Below are 18,380 nucleotides of genomic sequence, written 5' to 3'. Positions count from 1 at the left end.
ATGATTCGTTAGTTTGCAAATTAAAGCGAAATGATGAATCACTTTGTTTTTTAAAAGTTACACAAAGGTTAAATATAACCCCAAGAATTGTTTCCTTGTTTTGTGATGGTGCTCGCAAGGCTTTTGCTATCGCCCTTGCAGAAAGCGGTCTGACGGGCTGCAATTCATCAGGCCAGATCACAGCATTAACAATTCATTAAAATCTCAGCTTGCTTTTTATGATTCATAATTAAACTATTAATGGTGAAATTACGTAACACTTGGAGATAAGCGATGCAGCAGTTAGCCAGCTTCTTGTCCGGTACCTGGCAGTCTGGCCGGGGCCGTGAACGCGCCATTCATCACGCCATCAGCGGCGAAGCATTGTGGGAAGTCACCAGCGAAGGGCTGGATATGGCGGCCGCTCGTCGCTATGCGATTGAGCGCGGTGGCGAAGCGCTTCATAAGATGACCTTTATTGAACGTGCAGCCATGCTGAAAGCGGTAGCGAAACACCTGCTTAGCGAAAAAGAGACGTTCTATGCCCTCTCCGCCCAGACCGGGGCGACGAAAGCGGACAGCTGGGTGGATATTGAAGGCGGGATCGGCACCCTCTTTACTTACGCAAGCCTGGGCAGCCGGGAGCTGCCGGATGACACGCTGTGGCCGGAAGATGAGTTGATCCCGCTGTCAAAAGAAGGCGGTTTTGCCGCTCGCCACGTTCTGACCTCGAAATCCGGCGTGGCGGTACATATCAACGCCTTTAACTTCCCCTGCTGGGGGATGCTGGAAAAGCTGGCGCCGACCTGGCTTGCCGGGATGCCCGCCATCATTAAACCGGCCACCGCCACCGCGCAGGTGACACAGGCGATGGTGAAATCTATCGTGGACAGCGGACTGGTGCCGGACGGCGCCATTAGCCTGATTTGCGGCAGCGCGGGAGACCTGCTTGACCATCTCGACAGCCAGGACGTGGTGACTTTTACCGGCTCCGCCAGTACCGGGCAAAGCCTGCGCGTTCACCCGAATATTGTGGCGAACGCGATACCGTTCACCATGGAGGCCGATTCCCTGAACTGCTGCGTGCTGGGTGAAGACGTCACGGCGGAGCAGCCGGAGTTTGCCCTGTTTATCCGGGAAGTCGTTCGCGAGATGACCGCCAAAGCCGGACAAAAATGTACCGCTATCCGCCGTATCATCGTCCCCCAGAATCAGATTGATGCCGTCAGCCAGGCGCTGATTGCCCGGCTGGAAAAAGTGGTGGTGGGTGATCCGGCGCAGGACGGGGTGAAGATGGGCGCCCTGGTGAATGCCGAACAGCGCGCCGACGTGCAGGAGAAAGTGGACCTGTTGGTTACGGCGGGATGCCAGATCCGTCTGGGTGGCAAAGCGGATTTACAGGCCGCAGGCGCGTTCTTCCCACCGACCCTGTTGTTCTGTCCGCAGCCGGACGAAACCCCTGCGGTGCACTCAACTGAAGCTTTCGGCCCGGTAGCGACGCTGATGCCGTATCGCCATACAGAGCACGCGATGGCGCTTGCCCGCGCGGGCGGCGGCAGCCTCGCAGGAACGCTGGTTACCGCTGATTTAGCCCTTGCCCGCCAGTTCATTGCCGGTGCGGCACGTGCCCACGGGCGTATTCAGATCCTCAACGAGGAATCATCCAAAGAGTCCACCGGACACGGCTCCCCGCTGCCGCAGCTGGTGCACGGCGGGCCCGGTCGCGCGGGCGGCGGTGAGGAACTGGGCGGCCTGCGCGCGGTGAAGCACTACCTGCAGCGCACGGCGATTCAGGGCAGTCCGACCATGCTGGCGGCCATTGGCAAGCAGTGGGTGCGTGGCGCAACCGTGCAGGAAGATCGCGTGCATCCGTTCCGCAAATACTTTGAGGAGCTGCAGCCGGGCGACAGCCTGCTGACGCCGCGTCGCACCCTGACGGAAGCGGATATTGTGAACTTTGCCTGTCTGAGCGGAGATCACTTCTACGCCCATATGGACAAGATTGGTGCGGCAGAGTCGATCTTTGGCGAACGGGTGGTTCACGGTTACTTCCTGATCTCCGCCGCCGCGGGACTGTTCGTCGATGCGGGGGTCGGACCGGTGATTGCCAACTACGGTATGGAAAACCTGCGCTTTATCGAGCCGGTCAAACCGGGCGACACCATTCAGGTGCGCCTCACCTGCAAACGCAAAACGCTGAAGAAGCAGCGCACCGCGGAAGAAAAACCGACGGGCGTGGTGGAGTGGGCGGTTGAGATTTTCAACCAGCACCAGCAGGCCGTAGCGCTCTACTCCATCCTGACGCTGGTGGCGCGCCAGCGGGGCGAATTCTGACACCTTCCCTTCACCGCCTTTCCTGCCGGGTGGCGCGATGCTTACCCGGCCTACGACGACCAGCCGGGGTGTGACACCGCCCCGCTCTTTTTTTAACCTGGCAAGTGCAACAAATAACCTGGCAGATGCAGGCAAACGCTTTTCTCAGGCGTCTGTCAGGATAAGGCTGACACAACACAATAAACACAACAAGATGAGGTCTACGATGGGAAGCAATTCTTCTTTTTCTGCCCGTAGAACGGCACTGGCCATGGCCGTTGCGCTGTGTTGCGCCTGGCAATCCCCTGTTTTCGCCCACGGCAGCGAGGCGCATATGGTCCCGATGGACAAAACGCTGCAGGACTTCGGCGCAGACGTGCAGTGGGACGATTACGCACAGATGTTCACCATTGCGAAAGACGGCGCCTTTGTGAAGGTCAAACCGGGCGCAAAAACCGCTATCGTCAACGGTAAAACCCTCACGCTTGAGGTGCCGGTGGTGATGAAAGGCAACAAGGCCTTTATCTCAGAGACGTTCATCAACGATGTTTTCCAGTCCGGTCTCGATCAGACCTTCCAGGTTGAAAAAAGTCCTCACCCGTTAAATGCGCTCACGGCAGACGAAATTAAGCAAGCCGTAGAGATTGTTAAAGCCTCTGCGGATTTTAAACCGAATACCCGCTTTACCCAGATCGCCCTTGCGGAGCCAGAGAAAGCCAAAGTGTGGGACTATGTGCTCAACGGTACGGCAGTCGATGCCCCTCGCCAGGCGAAGATCGTCATGCTCGACGGAAAGCATGTCATCGAGAGCCTGGTGGATCTGAAGGATAAAAAAATTCTGCGCTGGGAACCGGTCAAAGACGCGCACGGCATGGTGCTGTTGGATGATTTCACCGCGGTTCAGCAGATCATTAACGACAGTACCGAATTTGCTGAGGTGCTTAAAAAGCACGGCATAACCGACCCGAAAAAAGTGATTACCACGCCGCTGACCGTCGGCTATTTCGACGGTAAAGATGGCCTTAAGCAGGAAGACCGTTTGCTGAAAGTGGTGAGCTATCTGGATGTCGGCGACGGCAACTACTGGGCACATCCGATTGAAAACCTGGTGGCGGTGGTCGACCTTGAGCAGAAGAAGATCCAGAAGATTGAAGAAGGTGCCGTTATCCCGGTTCCCCTGACCCCGCGTCCCTATGATGGCCGCGACCGCATAGAGACACCGAAAAAACCGCTCGATATCATTGAACCGGAAGGCAAGAACTACACCATAACCGGCGACAGAGTGCACTGGCAGAACTGGGATTTCCACCTGAGCCTGGACTCGCGCGTGGGCCCGATGATCTCAACCGTCACGTATAACGACAACGGCAAGAAACGTCAGGTGATGTATCAGGGGTCGCTCGGCGGCATGATTGTCCCTTACGGCGATCCGGACGTGGGCTGGTACTTTAAAGCCTATCTCGACTCCGGCGACTACGGCATGGGCACCCTGACCTCGCCGCTGGTGCGGGGTAAAGACGTGCCGTCCAACGCCGTGATGCTCAATGAAACCATCCCGGACTATACCGGCGCGCCGATGGAGATCCCGCGCGCAATCGCCATTTTCGAACGCTATGCCGGGCCGGAATACAAGCATCAGGAGATGGGTCAGCCAAACGTCAGCGCCGAGCGTCGTGAACTGGTGGTGCGCTGGGTGAGTACCGTCGGTAACTACGATTACATCTTCGACTGGGTATTCCATGAGAACGGCACCCTCGGCATTGATGCTGGCGCGACGGGTATTGAAGCCGTGAAAGGCGTTCAGGCCAAAACCATGCATGACGCCACCGCCAAAGACGATACCCGTTACGGCACGTTGATTGACCACAACATTGTGGGCACCACGCACCAGCACATCTATAACTTCCGTCTTGATATGGATGTCGATGGTATTAACAACAAGCTGGTGGCGATGGATCCGGAAGTGAAACCCAATACCGCCGGTGGCCCGCGCACCAGTACCATGCAGGTCAATCAGTACGACATTGATACCGAACAGCAGGCGGCACAGAAATTTGACCCGGGCACTATTCGCCTGCTGAGCAACACCCGTAAAGAGAACCGCATGGGCAACCCGGTATCGTATCAGATTATTCCCTACGCGGGCGGCACCCACCCGGTGGCAACCGGCGCGAAATTTGCCCCGGATGAGTGGATCTACCATCGCCTGAGCTTTATGGATAAACAGCTGTGGGTGACCCGTTACCACCCGGATGAACGCTATCCGGAAGGTAAATTCCCTAACCGCTCCATCCACGACACGGGACTGGGACAGTACAGCAAAGATAACGAGTCGCTTAACGATCAGGATGACGTAGTCTGGATGACCACCGGCACGACCCACGTCGCCCGTGCGGAAGAGTGGCCGATCATGCCAACGGAATGGGTGCATGCCCTGCTTAAACCGTGGAACTTCTTCGACGAGACGCCAACGCTCGGAAAGAAAAAAGACGAAAAATAACCCACCGCCGGGCAATCGCCCGGTTTTTTTTGCCCTGCCGTTTGAGGATCGTCCATGCTTGCTTATAGTTACAGATATCTCACCTGCATGATTTATCCCCCGGACGGGAAAGGGCTTTATGGAAAAAAGAAAAAAACCGACACTGGAACGCGCTACCTGGTCGACGCGCCACGCGATGGTCATGCATGGGCTGGCGATGAACCTGCCCTGGCTGGCGTTCGTCAACGTCAGCTTCGCCGTGATGATCCTGCTGCGACACGTCCTGCTTAAGGCCAGCGATCCGCTTTATCCTCATATACCGCAACTGACGACCCTGGTCGATGCCTCGATGCTCGGCATTATTATCCTCTCTGCCGCGTTGATCCTGATGGCCTGGCGGCGTATTGCGGGTATCAGCGTGGTGCTCTTTATCTGTAGCGCCATCTGGTCGGTATCCTGTTTTTTGTTTATTACCTATTTGCTGCTGCCCCACGTCTGGCCGCTGTGCGTGATTTTGTTACTCGCAGGGTTAACGGCGCTCTACTTTTACCCTGAGGGATTACTCGCCTTTGTGCTTCCGCTCTGGATCACCCTTCCGGTCGCAAGCTGGATACTCAACGATGGCCTCAACCTTCACTTTGTCATCATCTGGAGCGTGTTTACCCTGATCCTGATCTGCGGGCGTTTTATCCTGTTGAGCTGGTTTGATGAAGCCTGGCGTCGTAATCAGCAAAATCAACTGTTGATCTCTCGGCTGGATGCGCTGGCGCATCAGGATCCGCTAACCAAAACCGCCAACCGCCGGAGAATGGAGGTGGTGCTGGAAAACGCTGTTGAGCAGAAGAAACCTTTCTCGCTGATTATGCTGGATATCGACTATTTCAAACGCTACAACGACACCTACGGCCACCAGGCGGGTGATGACTGCCTGACGCGCGTGGCGCGGGTGCTGAAGCAGTCGGTACGAACGCCGGACGACGTCGTATCACGTTACGGCGGCGAGGAGTTTGTGGTGATCCTTTTCAATTGCCCGCTAAACATCGCAGAAAAGGTTGCCATGCGTATTCAGGACGGGCTGCGCACGGAGGCCATACCGCATGGCGCCTCGACGGTCAGCGACCATGTGACCGTGAGCATGGGGATTGCCGGCATGACGGAGGGGTTAGCCGGCACCGAAATAATCGCCCGCGCCGATGCGGCGCTTTATCGGGCGAAAGAGGCCGGGCGGGATCGGTGGTCGCTTTGAATAATGCCGGGTGGCGCTGCGCTTACCCGGCCTACAAAACCAGAGAAAGTAGGCCGGGTAAGGCGTAGCCGCCACCCGGCTTGTTTCTTAATACCGCACGCAAACCGACTTCGTCTCACACCATCCGTCCAGCCAGTCCGGGCCAAAGTCGCGACCTGTGCCGGACTGCTTCATGCCGCCGAACGGCAGGTTGGCGTCGATCAGCGTATGGCTGTTTACCCAGACGGTGCCCGCCTGCAGCCTGTCGGTGTACTCCAGCGCCTTGCTGATATTCTGCGTCCAGACGCTGGCGGTCAGGCCATATTCGGTGTCGTTTGCCAGCTGAAGCGCCTCTTCACCATCGGCAACGCGCACCAGATTGACCACCGGGCCAAACACCTCTTCGCGGGTTAAGCGCAGCGCGGCATCCGGGTTGACCACCAGCGTCGGCGAAACGTAATAGCCTTTCCCTTCCGGGCCACGGTTACCGACAATCAGCTCTGCGTGGCGAGATTGCGCTTCATCGAGGAAAGTCTGCACCTTGTCACAATGCGCACGCGACACCAGCGGGTTGATAAATGCTTCCGGGGACATACCCGGCCCGACGCTCAGGGATTTCACCGCCTGTTCGAAGCCGCTGACCAGCGTGTCAAACAGCGGCGCTTCAATGTAGATACGGGAACTCGCCGCACACACCTGCCCCTGGTTCAGGAAGCTCCCGGTCATCAGGCCTTCGATCACCCACGCCGGGTCCGCATCTTTGAGTACGATAGCCGGGTTTTTGCCACCCAGTTCCAGGGTCACGCCTGTCAGGGTATCTGCCGCCGCGCGGGCAATTTGCTTACCCGTCGCCGTTGAGCCGGTAAAGCTCACCTTTGCAATATGCGGATGCGAGGTCAGCGCTGCGCCGCACACCGCGCCGCTCCCGGTCACCACGTTGAATACCCCGTCCGGAATGCCCGCTTCACTGGCCAGTTCAGCCACGCGCAGCATGGTCAGCGGCGTGGTTTCTGATGGCTTGATGACAATCGAGCACCCCGCCGCCAGCGCAGGCATCACTTTCCACATTCCAATCATCAGCGGGAAGTTCCAGGGCACAATCCCGGCCACCACGCCAACCGGCTCTTTACGTGTCCATGCCTGATAACGCGCCCCCTGTGGCAGGGGAATAGACAGGTCGAGGGTTTTGCCTGCGATTTTGGTGGTCAGCCCGGCGGTATAGCGCATCCAGTTCAGGGTACAACCCACTTCAAAGAGACGGGAAATGTTAATCGATTTCCCCTGCTCCAGCGTTTCAAGCTGGGCCAGCTCCTCGCTGTGCTGTTCAACCAGATCGGCGAAACGGAGCAGGATCCGCTCGCGCTCCGCCGGTAATTTTCCGGCCCAGCTGCGGGCAACAAAAGCACGCCAGCCGGACATGACGGCACGGTCAACGTCATCGACGCTGGCATCGGCCGTCGAGGCAATCACCTCGCCCGTGGCCGGGTTATAGACGTTGAGCCGCTTTTCGCTGTCCGACGCGGCCTGACGCCCTTCAATCCACAGGCCATGATGTCGGTCTAAAAACTGCTGCACGGCAGGCTGAATAGCCACCTGGGATTCGGACATAGGATACTCCTTCGTTATTATTCGCAGGGTGTTCATCCAGTCTAAGAGGGGTTTCGCATTCTCGCTTTTGTCTCTGTGACATTCGCTTTGCCACCTGTGACAGGTGCCGCAAATCGTGATAATTCCACCTTATATCGCTGTTCCCGATGAGTGTTCTTTCCTATAGTCAGCCCAGAGCCCTGACAAAACGCAACATAAATGCAACAATGCGAAAACATTGACGGTGCAGTGAGAGAAACGATGGCGTGTGCAAGCGAGCAGGAACAGTATCAGCAGTGGCTGGCGCAGATTAACCAGGTGTGCGGGCGTTTTAATGCACAGCCCACCGGGGGAAAATTCGTCGGCGAACTGGAGACCAGCTATGCGCGCAGCCTGAAGCTCAGCACCGTCACCGCCGGCGGCGTAAATCTGTTTCGCTCCCGTCAGGAGATCAAACAGAGTAATGATGCCTGGTTCTATACCGTCTTCCAGCTTGAGGGCAGTGCGGAAATTGAACAGGATGACCGTCGCGCTGTGCTCCGAACAGGCGATATCACGCTGCTTGACGCCTCCCGGCCCTGCTCAATCAACTGGCAGGAAAAATCCCGCCAGATTTCGCTGCTGGTACCCCGCCAGATTATTGAGCAACAGTGTCGTTTTCATGAGATTAGCTGCGCGCTCGCCCTCTCTCGCTCGCTGCCAACGGTACAGCTGAGCCATCGCCTGCTGATGGAAAGCATGAACAACGCCGACCTGAGTGACCGGGAGAGCGAAGCCGCGCTCGAAGCCATGGTCTGCCTGCTGCGCCCGGCGTTTCAGCAACGCGACGTGATTCAGCCGCGCAAGGAACGCCAGTTCCAGCATGTCGTGGCGCTGATTGACGATCATATTCAGTCTGACTCTCTGCGCCCGGAGTGGATTGCCGCCGAGAGCGGGATGTCCGTGCGCAGCCTCTACCGCATGTTTGCCGAGAAGGGGCTGGTGGTCGCGCAGTACATTAAAAACCGTCGGCTGGATCTCTGTGCGCAGGTGCTGCGCTCTGCCGGGGATGATGAAAAGCTGGCGGGAATTGGCTACAGCTGGGGGTTCACCGACCATAGCCATTTTTCAACGGCCTTTAAGCAGCGTTTTGGCGTCTCGCCCGGCGAATACCGCAAGCGCCACCGCTAGCTATTTTTTCAGCCATTTGCCGTTAATTCCCTTCACGTATTCGCCCGGCTGCGCACGGGCAACCAGTTTTTGCCCCGCCATTTTCGCCACTTCATCGACCGGTAAATTATTGCTGTCGGCCAGCTTCTGATAGCTCTCGGTGCGCGCCGCGTTAATACGGTTTACCAGCGCCAGCGTTTCTGCATCCTGTTGGATCGGGGCAATATACCCGCTGAGTGTTTCCCCCACGCGCCCCTGCGCCCGGGCATCATTTAAGGTCAGCGCAGCCGCCTGCGCATTCATCCCCAGAGCCAGTAGAATCAGAGCTAAACGTTTCATGGCATCCTCAGAACAGATCGCTGCGCGATTTCAGCAGGGTTTCAACGTCTTTATCGACCTTAATGTGGATCTCGTGTTCGATTTTGACATTCATATTGATGGTAATCGGCTCTTTCGGCGCAGCGACTTCAATACGCGGCGTACAGCCGGTCATTAGCGCAGCAACGGCAACGGTGAGTACACCAGCCATCTTTTTCATTGTTGTTCCTCACTTTCCTTGCCAGTCGAACTGCGGAGACCGGGTATCGCCGCGTGTTGCTCAAACCAGGTTTGCAGGTTGTCTCCAAAACGCAGGCTGCGCCAGAGGGTAAAGACATTTTCGTCATGGGTATAGTTCAGGTTGACGGAGCTGCTTTTGCCATCCACGCGGCTGGTTCCCTTGATGGTCGCCTGCATGGTTAATTCACCCAGGTTATCTAAATTGATTCTTGTCCACGAACGAGAAATTTCCATATAGCGGAGCCAGTTGATCGCGGCACCCGCAACCATATTATCTTTCACGATGGCATCCGCCGTATCTTTGTCGATACGCAGCGTCATTGGGCCAGGGTTGGTCAGCCAGCCATCTTTAATGATCCATTTTTCATTGTCCAGCCAGAATGGCAGCGCCCCGCTTACCGGGCCTGACATGGCAAACTGTTTAGGATTGACGGCGCCGATCAGTTCACTTGACGAGATATTGTCCACGCGGAGCAGCGCCGGATCGTGCTGCGGCATCCGCAACTGCTGCATCGTAATCTTCCCGCCGAGGGTTTCCACTTTCACGTTGGTAAGCAGCAGCGGATTGTCCTCCGTCCAGGGATAATCCCCCTGTAGATCGGCGGTAATATTGCGCGCGGTCACCAGGTTTTCCACTTCGCCAATACGCAACGTAACCGGGCCGCGCGTGCCCAGGGACCAGGTCCCCTTGCTGAAGCGGAACGGCAGCACAAAATCGACACCGTTGATCTGGTTATCCGGCATCCAGGCGCTACCGGCTTTCAGCACGCCGTGCCCCCCCGCCTCAAAGCCCTGATCGGCCGCCGCCGAGAAAGCCACCTGCGCATAGAGTTCCCCGTCACGCAGCATCATTTTCCAGTCCGGAGGGATCAGAGGCTGGAACACGGTGAGCGACTGTTTCGGCCACCAGGCCTGCCCGCGAAGGCGTTCACCATCCCAGCGACCATTCACCTGTACCGGGCCGATTTTCTCTGCATGGAGGTCGCCCTTAAACTGGAACACCGTCGGATCGGTGCCGTCGACGCTAAAGGTCAGCACCGACGGTGGCAGCGTGCTGCCACCGGAGAAACGGGTTGGCCCGGCATTGAGCGCCAGCGCGCCGCTGAACGTCGGCTTTTCGGCGTCACGGAACCAGCGCACGGGTTGATCCAGCACCAGACGCGGCGTGCTGACCTCCATGGTTCCATACTGGAGCTTGTCAAAACCGGTGGAGAGCGCCGTGAGCTCAATGAGTTTGTCACGCCACTCGCCTTTCCCGGCGACATCCCAGCGGGCATGCATCGGCGTAAAACTCCCTTTTCCCCAGTAGCGCCACTGCCAGAGACCGCTGTCGGGTAAAAAGTCGTTCGCCTGCCCGTCCAGATGCAGTTCAAAATCGCCCATCTCGTTTTCATGGGCACGCAGGATAGCCTGTAAACGCCCGTCCACGCCCTTCTGCGTCAGCTTCACACCTGCCAGCGGCCAGCGGATTTCATCGATATCAAGCGAGTCAATGATGCGCCCGCGCGAGCGAAGCAGTGCGCCCGGTTCAAAGGCGAGTTGCGGTTCATATAGGCTGCCAGTCAGTGTTGCCGGCAATTTGGCATAAAGAATGAGGTCGTTTTGCTTCGCCTCACCGCTGAGATGCAGCGGCAAGTCGCTGTTTTCCATACTGAGCCTGCCTGGCCCAATATTGAGTACCGCGTTGCCTTTCCCCGCATCACCATGGGTAAGCACGTTCAAACGCCCGGTCAGGGTGGCTTTCTCAAGCCCCTGCTGCCAGTTATCGGCGCGAAGCGAAACGCGTCCGCTCAGCGGCATACCGGACAGATCCCAGTTCCAGCGCCCGTCGCTGATGTTCAGCTGTTCCGCCGTAACTTGCCACGGCAGATCGAGCAGTGGATCAGGGTTGTCTCGCGCCATCACCACCAGTTGTCCACGGTTGTCTTCCCAGTCCAGATCGGCATCGACGAGAGACGTCAGTTGTGGCACGTTAAAGGTCGCCACCGCGTGGCCTTTTACCGGCACGCCATCCGGCACCAGCGGCAGAGTGAACTCCCCCACCAGTTTGATGGGCTGCGGCTGATCGGGTAGCTGAACATCGAACTGGCTGACCGAAAGCGTCTGGCCGCGAAGCGTTCCTTGAATGCTCACCCGCTCGCCTTTATAGGCTATCTCCTGGCTGGACGGGGTCAGCGAGGCCTTCAGCTCACCCTGCCACTGCTGCCAGGGCGAGAGGGTGAGACGGTGAATGGTCAGCCAGGTATTCGGTAACACCGCCTGCCACTGCGCCAGCGTTTTGGGGGCAACGGTCGACGGCGCGGATTGGGGAATTTTGCTGAGGCAGACGGCGTTAAGATCCAGCGCGCCGATATCCAGCTGCCAGCGGCTCGGATGTGACAGCGTCACGTTCTCAATGCGAGCAATTTCGCACTCTTCAACCAGATAGCGGAGATCGGGCATCACTAGCGCATGACGAGTCAGTTTAGGACTCTCTTCGAAAGCGATACGCGTCCCGACGGGAAGCCAGATTCCGGCAAGCGTCGGTACCCACTGAGCGAGCGTCATCAGCAGCGTCAGCGGCAATAAAATGAACAGCAGTAAAAGCGCAAGTGCGGCTTTGTATTTACCCTTCATGGGCAGTTAATATCCTGATTTAGCGAAAGAATTAAGCCAGCAATGCTGAACATTGTCGCATGTTTAGCGGGTCAATTGAAGCCAAAGGCAAGTTTAAGGATAGAAGCTGTAGCGTTAAGTTGCGAAGCTAGTACCTGTTACGAGGTATCGCCAGGAGGTAAAGCATGGCAAATATTAATGACCCCCAATACACGGAGTCATACCGCCATGGGTCAAAGTTGATATGCAGAAAACCGCTCACAAAGTCCTGGCCATTGGCGAACACGTTGAGTTGTATGGCAGCACTGGCTAACACAAACAAGGTGTAAGCAATGAAAAGAGGATATTTTCCAGCTCTTTCAACTTTGAGTTTACCTCTGTACAGCAACAATAAAAACGCAATAGATATAATGAAATAGTACAAGGCAGGCAACATTGGCGGGGATAAAGACAACTCCAGTTGTAACGGCATACATTACTCTCCATCTCTGCCTGAAAATCCACCCGATTCCTGATGTTTCTGGCATTAAGAATATCATGGAGTTAGGGTAACAAGATGCTCTAGAATAATTCATAGAACTTATTGAATTCAATAATATTTTAGAAATTGTAAGATAATTTTAATCATGCTAACGTGAATGCAAAATCACTGGAGAAAGTCTTATGAAACTCGCAGTATATAGCACAAAGCAGTACGACAAAAAGTATCTGCAACATGTTAACGAAGCTTACGGGTTTGAGCTTGAATTTTTCGACTTTCTGCTGTCCGAAAAAACCGCCAAAACGGCGCACGGCTGTGAAGGCGTCTGCATTTTTGTTAACGATGACGGCAGTCGTCCGGTGCTGGAAGAGTTGAAAAAACAGGGAGTGAAGTATATCGCCCTGCGCTGTGCAGGCTTTAACAACGTGGATCTCGATGCGGCGAAAGAGCTGGGGCTGAAGGTGGTGCGCGTTCCGGCCTACTCCCCGGAAGCCGTCGCGGAACATGCGATTGGCATGATGATGTCGCTCAACCGTCGTATTCACCGCGCTTATCAGCGCACCCGTGATGCCAACTTCTCGCTGGAAGGGCTGACCGGCTTTACTATGTACGGTAAAACCGCAGGGGTGATCGGGACCGGGAAAATTGGCGTCGCTGCCCTGCGGATCCTCAAAGGCTTTGGCATGCGTCTGCTGGCATTTGATCCGTATCCAAGCGCCGCGGCGCTGGAGCTGGGCGTGGAATATGTTGACCTGCCGACCCTGTTCTCGCAGTCTGATGTGATCTCCCTGCACTGCCCGCTGACGCCGGAAAACTATCACCTGCTGAACCAGGCGGCGTTTGACCAGATGAAGGACGGCGTGATGATCATCAACACCAGCCGTGGTGGCCTTGTTGACTCTCAGGCCGCTATCGAAGCGCTGAAAACCCAGAAAATTGGCGCACTCGGGATGGACGTGTATGAGAACGAACGCGATCTGTTCTTTGAAGACAAGTCCAACGATGTGATTCAGGACGACGTGTTCCGCCGCCTGTCTGCCTGTCATAACGTCCTGTTTACCGGTCACCAGGCGTTTCTGACGGCTGAAGCGCTGATCAGCATTTCAGAAACCACGCTGGGTAACCTGCAGCAGCTGGAAAAAGGCGAAACCTGCCCTAACGAGCTGGCATAAGTATGACGCCGGGTGGCGGCTATGCCCCACCCGGCGTACTGTCTGTTTCCCAGGTTCGGTGAGCAACGCGCCACCAGAGCAGGACGGCCACCAGCGCAATCGCGCTCAGCACGCTGAATGCCGTCGCAAAGGAGTAATACCCGGCTATCGTGCCGGTTAGCGCCGGGCTCATCGATGCCCCAACGCCCTGCATCAACATCACCACGCTCTGCCCGGCATTGACGTGCCCACTCCCTCGCAACAGCACAACAATAAACGACGGTACCACGACGCCGAGGATGCCTGCGGCCAGCCCGTCGAGAATTTGCACCGGGATCATCATCAACGGCGCGTCCGTGGACGCCGCCAGCGCCGCACGCACCGGCATCACCAGCAGCGCCAGCATAATTAATCGCCAGTAGCCGTAGTGTTCTATTCTCCGTGCGACCCAAATGGCGACGGGGATCATCACGGCCTGAGAAATAATGACAGTGCCCGCTGCATACAAGCCGGGGTTGATTGAGGCGGGTGCCGCCGCAACCCTCATGCTGAGCATCGGTAACAGGGCAGCGTTCGCCAGATGGAACAGGAGCAGCGTCAGTCCGGTAACAAACAGCGCCCGGTTTTTAATCAGCACCGCAAAGCCCGGAACAGGCAGGTTCGCTGAAGAGGACAACCCGCGCGCGGCATTGTTGTCGATATCCTTATTGCGAATGGCAAGCAGCGCACACAACGTTAGCAACGTCGTACAGGTCATCAGCAGGAAAATTCCGCCGACGCCCCAGTACCAGGCAATGCCGCCAGCCATCAGTGCGGTCATAAAATTGCCCGCATGATTAAACGCCTCATTTTTGCCCATCTGCGCGCTGAACCCACTCTGGCCGGTCAGCCCTAAGGTAATTCCGGTGATCAATGGCCCCACAAACGCCGCACAGATGCCGGTGATAATTTGTGAAACGGCGACAACGCCGCTCTGCTGGCTAAACCAGAGCAGAAGCGTGCTCAGGGTGATCAACAGGCAAAGTAGCGCGAGTACAGCGCGTTTGTTTCGGGAGGTGTCGGTGATGAATCCCGCCGGGAGCGTGGCCAGTAAACCCGCCAGCCCACCCGCCGTCATCAGAATACCAATATCATCAGGCGTCCAGTGACGTTCGGTGAGAAAAATACCGAGAAAAGGGCCGAGGCCATCGCGAACATCCGCAATGAAAAAACTGGTCAGGCATAACGCCCGCAGCGAACGAAGAGACATACTGCCTGCCTTTACAAAGGGTCGCCTGAAAAAATTAAAACGTAGTATACCCGGCATTGCGCGGTTTGATACGTCGCGTTGCAGGTACGGATTGTCGTGCAGATCGCGTCATAAAGAAGCGGTGGCTTTGCCCAGGCCCAGCAGGCCAGGATGTTCATCATCACGACAGGCTGAACGTGTCATTGACCCCATGCCGGGAACGTTCGCCTGTATGGCTATCACAGAACCGAAATTTGTCTCCGTTATGACAACCTGCTCTCTGTTTTCCTGGAATTAACGGTCTAACCTGAATTGTGTAAAAAACACTCAGGAGGGACACATGTACAATTCAATTTTGGTTCCAATTGATATTTCCGAAGATAGCCTGACGCATATGGTGATTCCTTTCGTTCAGGCTCATACCGCACTTAACACAGCTAAAGTCCATTTTCTTACGGTCATTCCTTCGCTACCTTATTATTCATCTTTAGGCCTGGCCTACTCCGTGGAGATGCCGAAGCTAAAAGAGTTCCAGCATGCGGCTTTAGAAAAACTGGATGAAATCGTTAAGCAATTTAAAATTCCGCCAGAAAAGGTGCAGACGCACGCCGTTACGGGATCGCCAAAAGATCAGATCCTTAAACTCGCGGACACCATCGGCGCCGACCTGATCATCATCGCCTCCCATAAGCCTGACATATCAACGTATCTGTTAGGTTCAAATGCGGCGGCAGTGGTGCGCCACGCAAAATGCCCTGTGCTGGTCGTAAGATAAAAAACCGGGCGAAAAGCCCGGTTTTTTTTCGCTGATGCTTCCCTGTTCCAGGGGGCGCGGAAGTTGCTAAAACGCGTTTATGTATTCACCAGGTTGGCGTTTAAATTGAGATCGGCAATGGCGGCGGGTTTTCCAAGTAAATACCCCTGAACTTCATCACACTTATTTTTTTTAAGAAAAGCCAACTGTTCGCTGGTCTCCACTCCTTCAGCGGTCACTTCCATGGAATAGGCTTTACCCAAATCGATTATCTTCTCGACTACCGATTGGTTCTGTGGCGAATCCGCTAAGGTAAAAATAAAGCTTTTATCGAGCTTTAGCCCATCAAACTGAAACTTTCGAAGATAGCTCAGAGAGGCATAGCCGGTACCGAAATCATCGATCAGAATCCGTACGCCCATTTTTTTGAGGGCTTTCATGGTGTGCAACGTTTTTTCTGGATCGGAAAGCGTGACATTTTCAGTCACTTCTATTTCCAGCCTGGTGGGTTCAAGTCCCGTTTCGTGAAGAATTTCTTTTACTCTTTCAGCCAGATCGCTCGCCTGGAATTCAATAGCCGAAATGTTGACTGATACCGATAACCCTGGCAATTGATCTTTGGCCTCCGTACACGCTTTACGAATGACCCAGTTGCTGAGGCTAATAATCAGCCCTGTTTCTTCAGCCAACGGGATAAACTGATCGGGCATCATGGTTCCTCGATCCGGGTGTTGCCACCGGACCAGCGCTTCGACGGCATCTGTTTTCGAATATCGGAGGTTATAACGCGGTTGATAAACCAGATAGAGTTGGTCTTCGCGAATGGCGGTCTTCAGCTCCAGTTCGAGTTTTCTGCGTTCGGTCAGCTTTTCCGACATATCCTGGCGATAATAGACCCATCGGTTTCTCCCGGATTGTTTTGCCTGGTAAAGCGCAATGTCAGCATAGCGCAGAAGATCGTTTGCGCTGTTGCCGTCTTGTGGCGCCAGTGCAATCCCCATGCTTACCCCTATTGTCACATCATTGCCATCAATGGTGAAAGGACGGTTGAGTTCTGACACGATGCGCTGGCACACCTCTTCAATCTGGTCTGTCTGGCTGGTGTTACCGAGGAGCAGCATAAATTCATCCCCGCCCTGCCGTGCAACAAAATCACCGCTCCGAATACAGCTTTTAAGACGTAAGGCGACCTCACCAAGCAGAGCGTCGCCGGTGGAATGCCCAAAAATGTCATTGACGGGTTTGAACTTGTCCAGATCCAGGCAAATCATTGCAAAGGGATAATTATTGACGCCTTCATTCGCTAACCGGCCCGCCAGAAACTCCTTAATATGATACCGGTTTGGAAGCCCCGTTAATTCATCATGCCGTGACAGAAATTCCACACGTTTAGTTGCTTCCACTTCCAGAGAGACATCTGTTGCCGCGCCCCGTAAAACCACCGAACCATCAGGCTGAGAAGAAAATTTAGCCAGAAGCGTGCAGTAGGACGTGGATTGCTGATAGTTAATATAAGGGCAATTCTTAAATTCGAAGTGTCCAGTTAATTCCCGGTGGCGGACACGATCATGAAGTAAGTGACTTGTCGACGGAAAGAGCTCATCCAGCCTGCGGCCTATCCATTGACTATGTTCATATCCCGTTACCGTGGTGAAACGACCTGATAGCCATGTAATCTTTAACGATAAGTCAGTTTCCCAGAACCAGTCGCTGGTTGTTTCACTGACATCCCTGAATCGTTTTTCACTGGTGATAAGATTCAACCGTGCTTGCTCAAGGAGAAAGGCATTTTCGTCATGAATTCTCGCCTTGTGCATAATATGACGCATAAGGATCACCGTCATTGATATTGTCAGCAGTACGGAAAGAATGAGTAATGGCAGGAAATAAACGATCAGCGCCTGGCCAGGATTTTCACTGTCCCATAAAATATGCACATCACCATTTGGCGTGCTTATGGTCAATGACGTCTGATTATTCACTTCATTGGGTGAAATGCGAACATTTTTGATGGCGGCATCATGCCCAATCGCAAGGAGTTTTTTAGCCGTTAATTTGTCGACAAACACCATGACTGAAGGCCTGCCCGGTAACGGTTGCACACTCGAATCATCACCCGTTGTTATCCATTCAGCAGAAACAATGGCCGGTATGCCGTCGATAAGCGTTAGCATAGACACCGGCAATCCCTTTTTTTTGCTCAGTTTACTGAGTAAACGGTCTTTTGTGGATTGACCCAACCAACGCTCCAGATCTTCAGGTATCCGTTTCCCGGAAATCACGCTGTAGCGCGTGGCGCCTTCCGGAGAGAGAACAAACACCCCCTCATAGCCAAAGTTATCATACAGAGACTTGCCAAGATTCTGCTTATCCCATGCCCAGTGCATGTCAACATTCTGATGAAGATGTTTGTAGGCGTCCCCCCACTCGGCATAATCTTTCAAATGGCTACGGATGCTCTCCTGTCGGGTATCTAACGCTTTTCTTAGTAAGAAATCATCATGCGAATCGCTGATTTCATTAACATTATTTTTTATTATCAACAAAGAAATTATTGCCGCCGCAAAAATAGCAATCAGCAACGTTACAACATAGGTAAAGGTTTTATTTATCAGCCTCTTAGAATGCTCAGCATCCGTAAAGCCAGGAGTGGTCAGAGGTAGGGTCATCTTTCGCCTTCTTAACTGCTATAACGTCGATTTTTTTGTTATCCTCATTTATCGGCATAAAAGGGCAAAAATTTAGAATTAAAAAACACATTTGAAAGAAGATTTTATTTCTTACAACCCAGATCAAATTATTAACAGTTCTCGAATGTAGCGCTTTGTCTCTATTAATAAAAAATCCTTTTTTCGGCGCGTTCAATTTCACCGGTTATCTT

Annotated in this window: 13 protein-coding genes; 6 read left to right on the top strand and 7 right to left on the bottom strand. The window is 54.6% G+C overall.

Annotated features, from left to right (window positions below):
• Positions 1 to 273: 273 nt before the first annotated feature.
• The 3 genes from paaZ to AAER43_RS10635 all read left to right on the top strand — a co-directional run bounded on the left by paaZ (position 274) and on the right by AAER43_RS10635 (position 6,017).
• Positions 274 to 2,313 (top strand): phenylacetic acid degradation bifunctional protein PaaZ, encoded by a 2,040-nt coding sequence (gene paaZ / locus AAER43_RS10645; RefSeq protein ID WP_014883697.1) that lies wholly within the window; start codon positions 274 to 276, stop codon positions 2,311 to 2,313.
• 205 nt (positions 2,314 to 2,518) lie between these two features.
• Entirely contained in the window at positions 2,519 to 4,792 is a 2,274-nt protein-coding gene (tynA, locus tag AAER43_RS10640) for a primary-amine oxidase (RefSeq protein ID WP_023338290.1), read from the top strand.
• Between the two features lie 118 nt (positions 4,793 to 4,910).
• Positions 4,911 to 6,017, top strand: a complete 1,107-nt coding sequence (locus AAER43_RS10635; protein ID WP_050862403.1) for a GGDEF domain-containing protein — start codon at positions 4,911 to 4,913, stop codon at positions 6,015 to 6,017.
• An 87-nt stretch (positions 6,018 to 6,104) separates the two neighbouring features.
• On the opposite strand, the gene AAER43_RS10630 is transcribed toward AAER43_RS10635, so the two are convergent.
• Positions 6,105 to 7,604: an aldehyde dehydrogenase family protein gene (locus AAER43_RS10630; RefSeq protein WP_014883694.1), complete on the bottom strand. Its 1,500-nt coding sequence runs from the start codon at positions 7,602 to 7,604 to the stop codon at positions 6,105 to 6,107.
• A 240-nt stretch (positions 7,605 to 7,844) separates the two neighbouring features.
• On the opposite strand from AAER43_RS10630, the gene feaR reads away from it, so the two are divergent.
• On the top strand, positions 7,845 to 8,753 hold the full coding sequence (gene feaR, locus AAER43_RS10625) for a transcriptional regulator FeaR (protein WP_014883693.1): 909 nt from the start codon (positions 7,845 to 7,847) through the stop codon (positions 8,751 to 8,753).
• Here feaR and AAER43_RS10620 read toward each other — a convergent pair whose 3' ends face one another.
• The 4 genes from AAER43_RS10620 to AAER43_RS10605 form a co-directional block, all read right to left on the bottom strand.
• Positions 8,754 to 9,071 (bottom strand): YdbL family protein, encoded by a 318-nt coding sequence (locus AAER43_RS10620; protein ID WP_023330315.1) that lies wholly within the window; start codon positions 9,069 to 9,071, stop codon positions 8,754 to 8,756.
• Positions 9,072 to 9,078: 7 nt separating this feature from the next.
• The gene (locus AAER43_RS10615) at positions 9,079 to 9,270 is read right to left on the bottom strand and encodes a YnbE family lipoprotein (RefSeq protein ID WP_010430706.1); all 192 of its coding nucleotides are present in this window, start codon (positions 9,268 to 9,270) and stop codon (positions 9,079 to 9,081) included.
• Positions 9,267 to 11,906, bottom strand: coding sequence for a YdbH family protein (locus AAER43_RS10610; protein WP_050862404.1), 2,640 nt, complete (start codon positions 11,904 to 11,906; stop codon positions 9,267 to 9,269). Before AAER43_RS10610 ends, AAER43_RS10615 begins: the two co-directional genes overlap by 4 nt.
• Before the next feature lie 127 nt (positions 11,907 to 12,033).
• Positions 12,034 to 12,357, bottom strand: coding sequence for a hypothetical protein (locus tag AAER43_RS10605; protein ID WP_050862405.1), 324 nt, complete (start codon positions 12,355 to 12,357; stop codon positions 12,034 to 12,036).
• Positions 12,358 to 12,548: 191 nt separating this feature from the next.
• On the opposite strand from AAER43_RS10605, the gene AAER43_RS10600 reads away from it, so the two are divergent.
• A complete protein-coding gene (locus AAER43_RS10600) occupies positions 12,549 to 13,538 on the top strand; it encodes a 2-hydroxyacid dehydrogenase (protein ID WP_023338286.1) in 990 nt (329 codons plus the stop codon).
• 19 nt (positions 13,539 to 13,557) lie between these two features.
• On the opposite strand, the gene AAER43_RS10595 is transcribed toward AAER43_RS10600, so the two are convergent.
• A complete protein-coding gene (locus AAER43_RS10595; RefSeq protein ID WP_047028158.1) occupies positions 13,558 to 14,766 on the bottom strand; it encodes an MFS transporter in 1,209 nt (402 codons plus the stop codon).
• A 319-nt stretch (positions 14,767 to 15,085) separates the two neighbouring features.
• Here AAER43_RS10595 and uspF point away from each other — a divergent pair, with 319 nt between their 5' ends.
• A complete protein-coding gene (gene uspF, locus AAER43_RS10590; protein WP_023338284.1) occupies positions 15,086 to 15,520 on the top strand; it encodes a universal stress protein UspF in 435 nt (144 codons plus the stop codon).
• Positions 15,521 to 15,597: 77 nt separating this feature from the next.
• On the opposite strand, the gene AAER43_RS10585 is transcribed toward uspF, so the two are convergent.
• Positions 15,598 to 18,168: an EAL domain-containing protein gene (locus AAER43_RS10585; RefSeq protein ID WP_057057787.1), complete on the bottom strand. Its 2,571-nt coding sequence runs from the start codon at positions 18,166 to 18,168 to the stop codon at positions 15,598 to 15,600.
• Positions 18,169 to 18,380: the final 212 nt, after the last annotated feature.

Origin of the sequence: Enterobacter sp. FUJ80071 (assembly GCF_038739915.1) — a bacterium.
Lineage (GTDB): Bacteria > Pseudomonadota > Gammaproteobacteria > Enterobacterales > Enterobacteriaceae > Enterobacter > Enterobacter kobei.
Note: the sequence above shows the minus strand (reverse complement) of the source record. Positions and strands in the feature narration are given on the sequence as shown.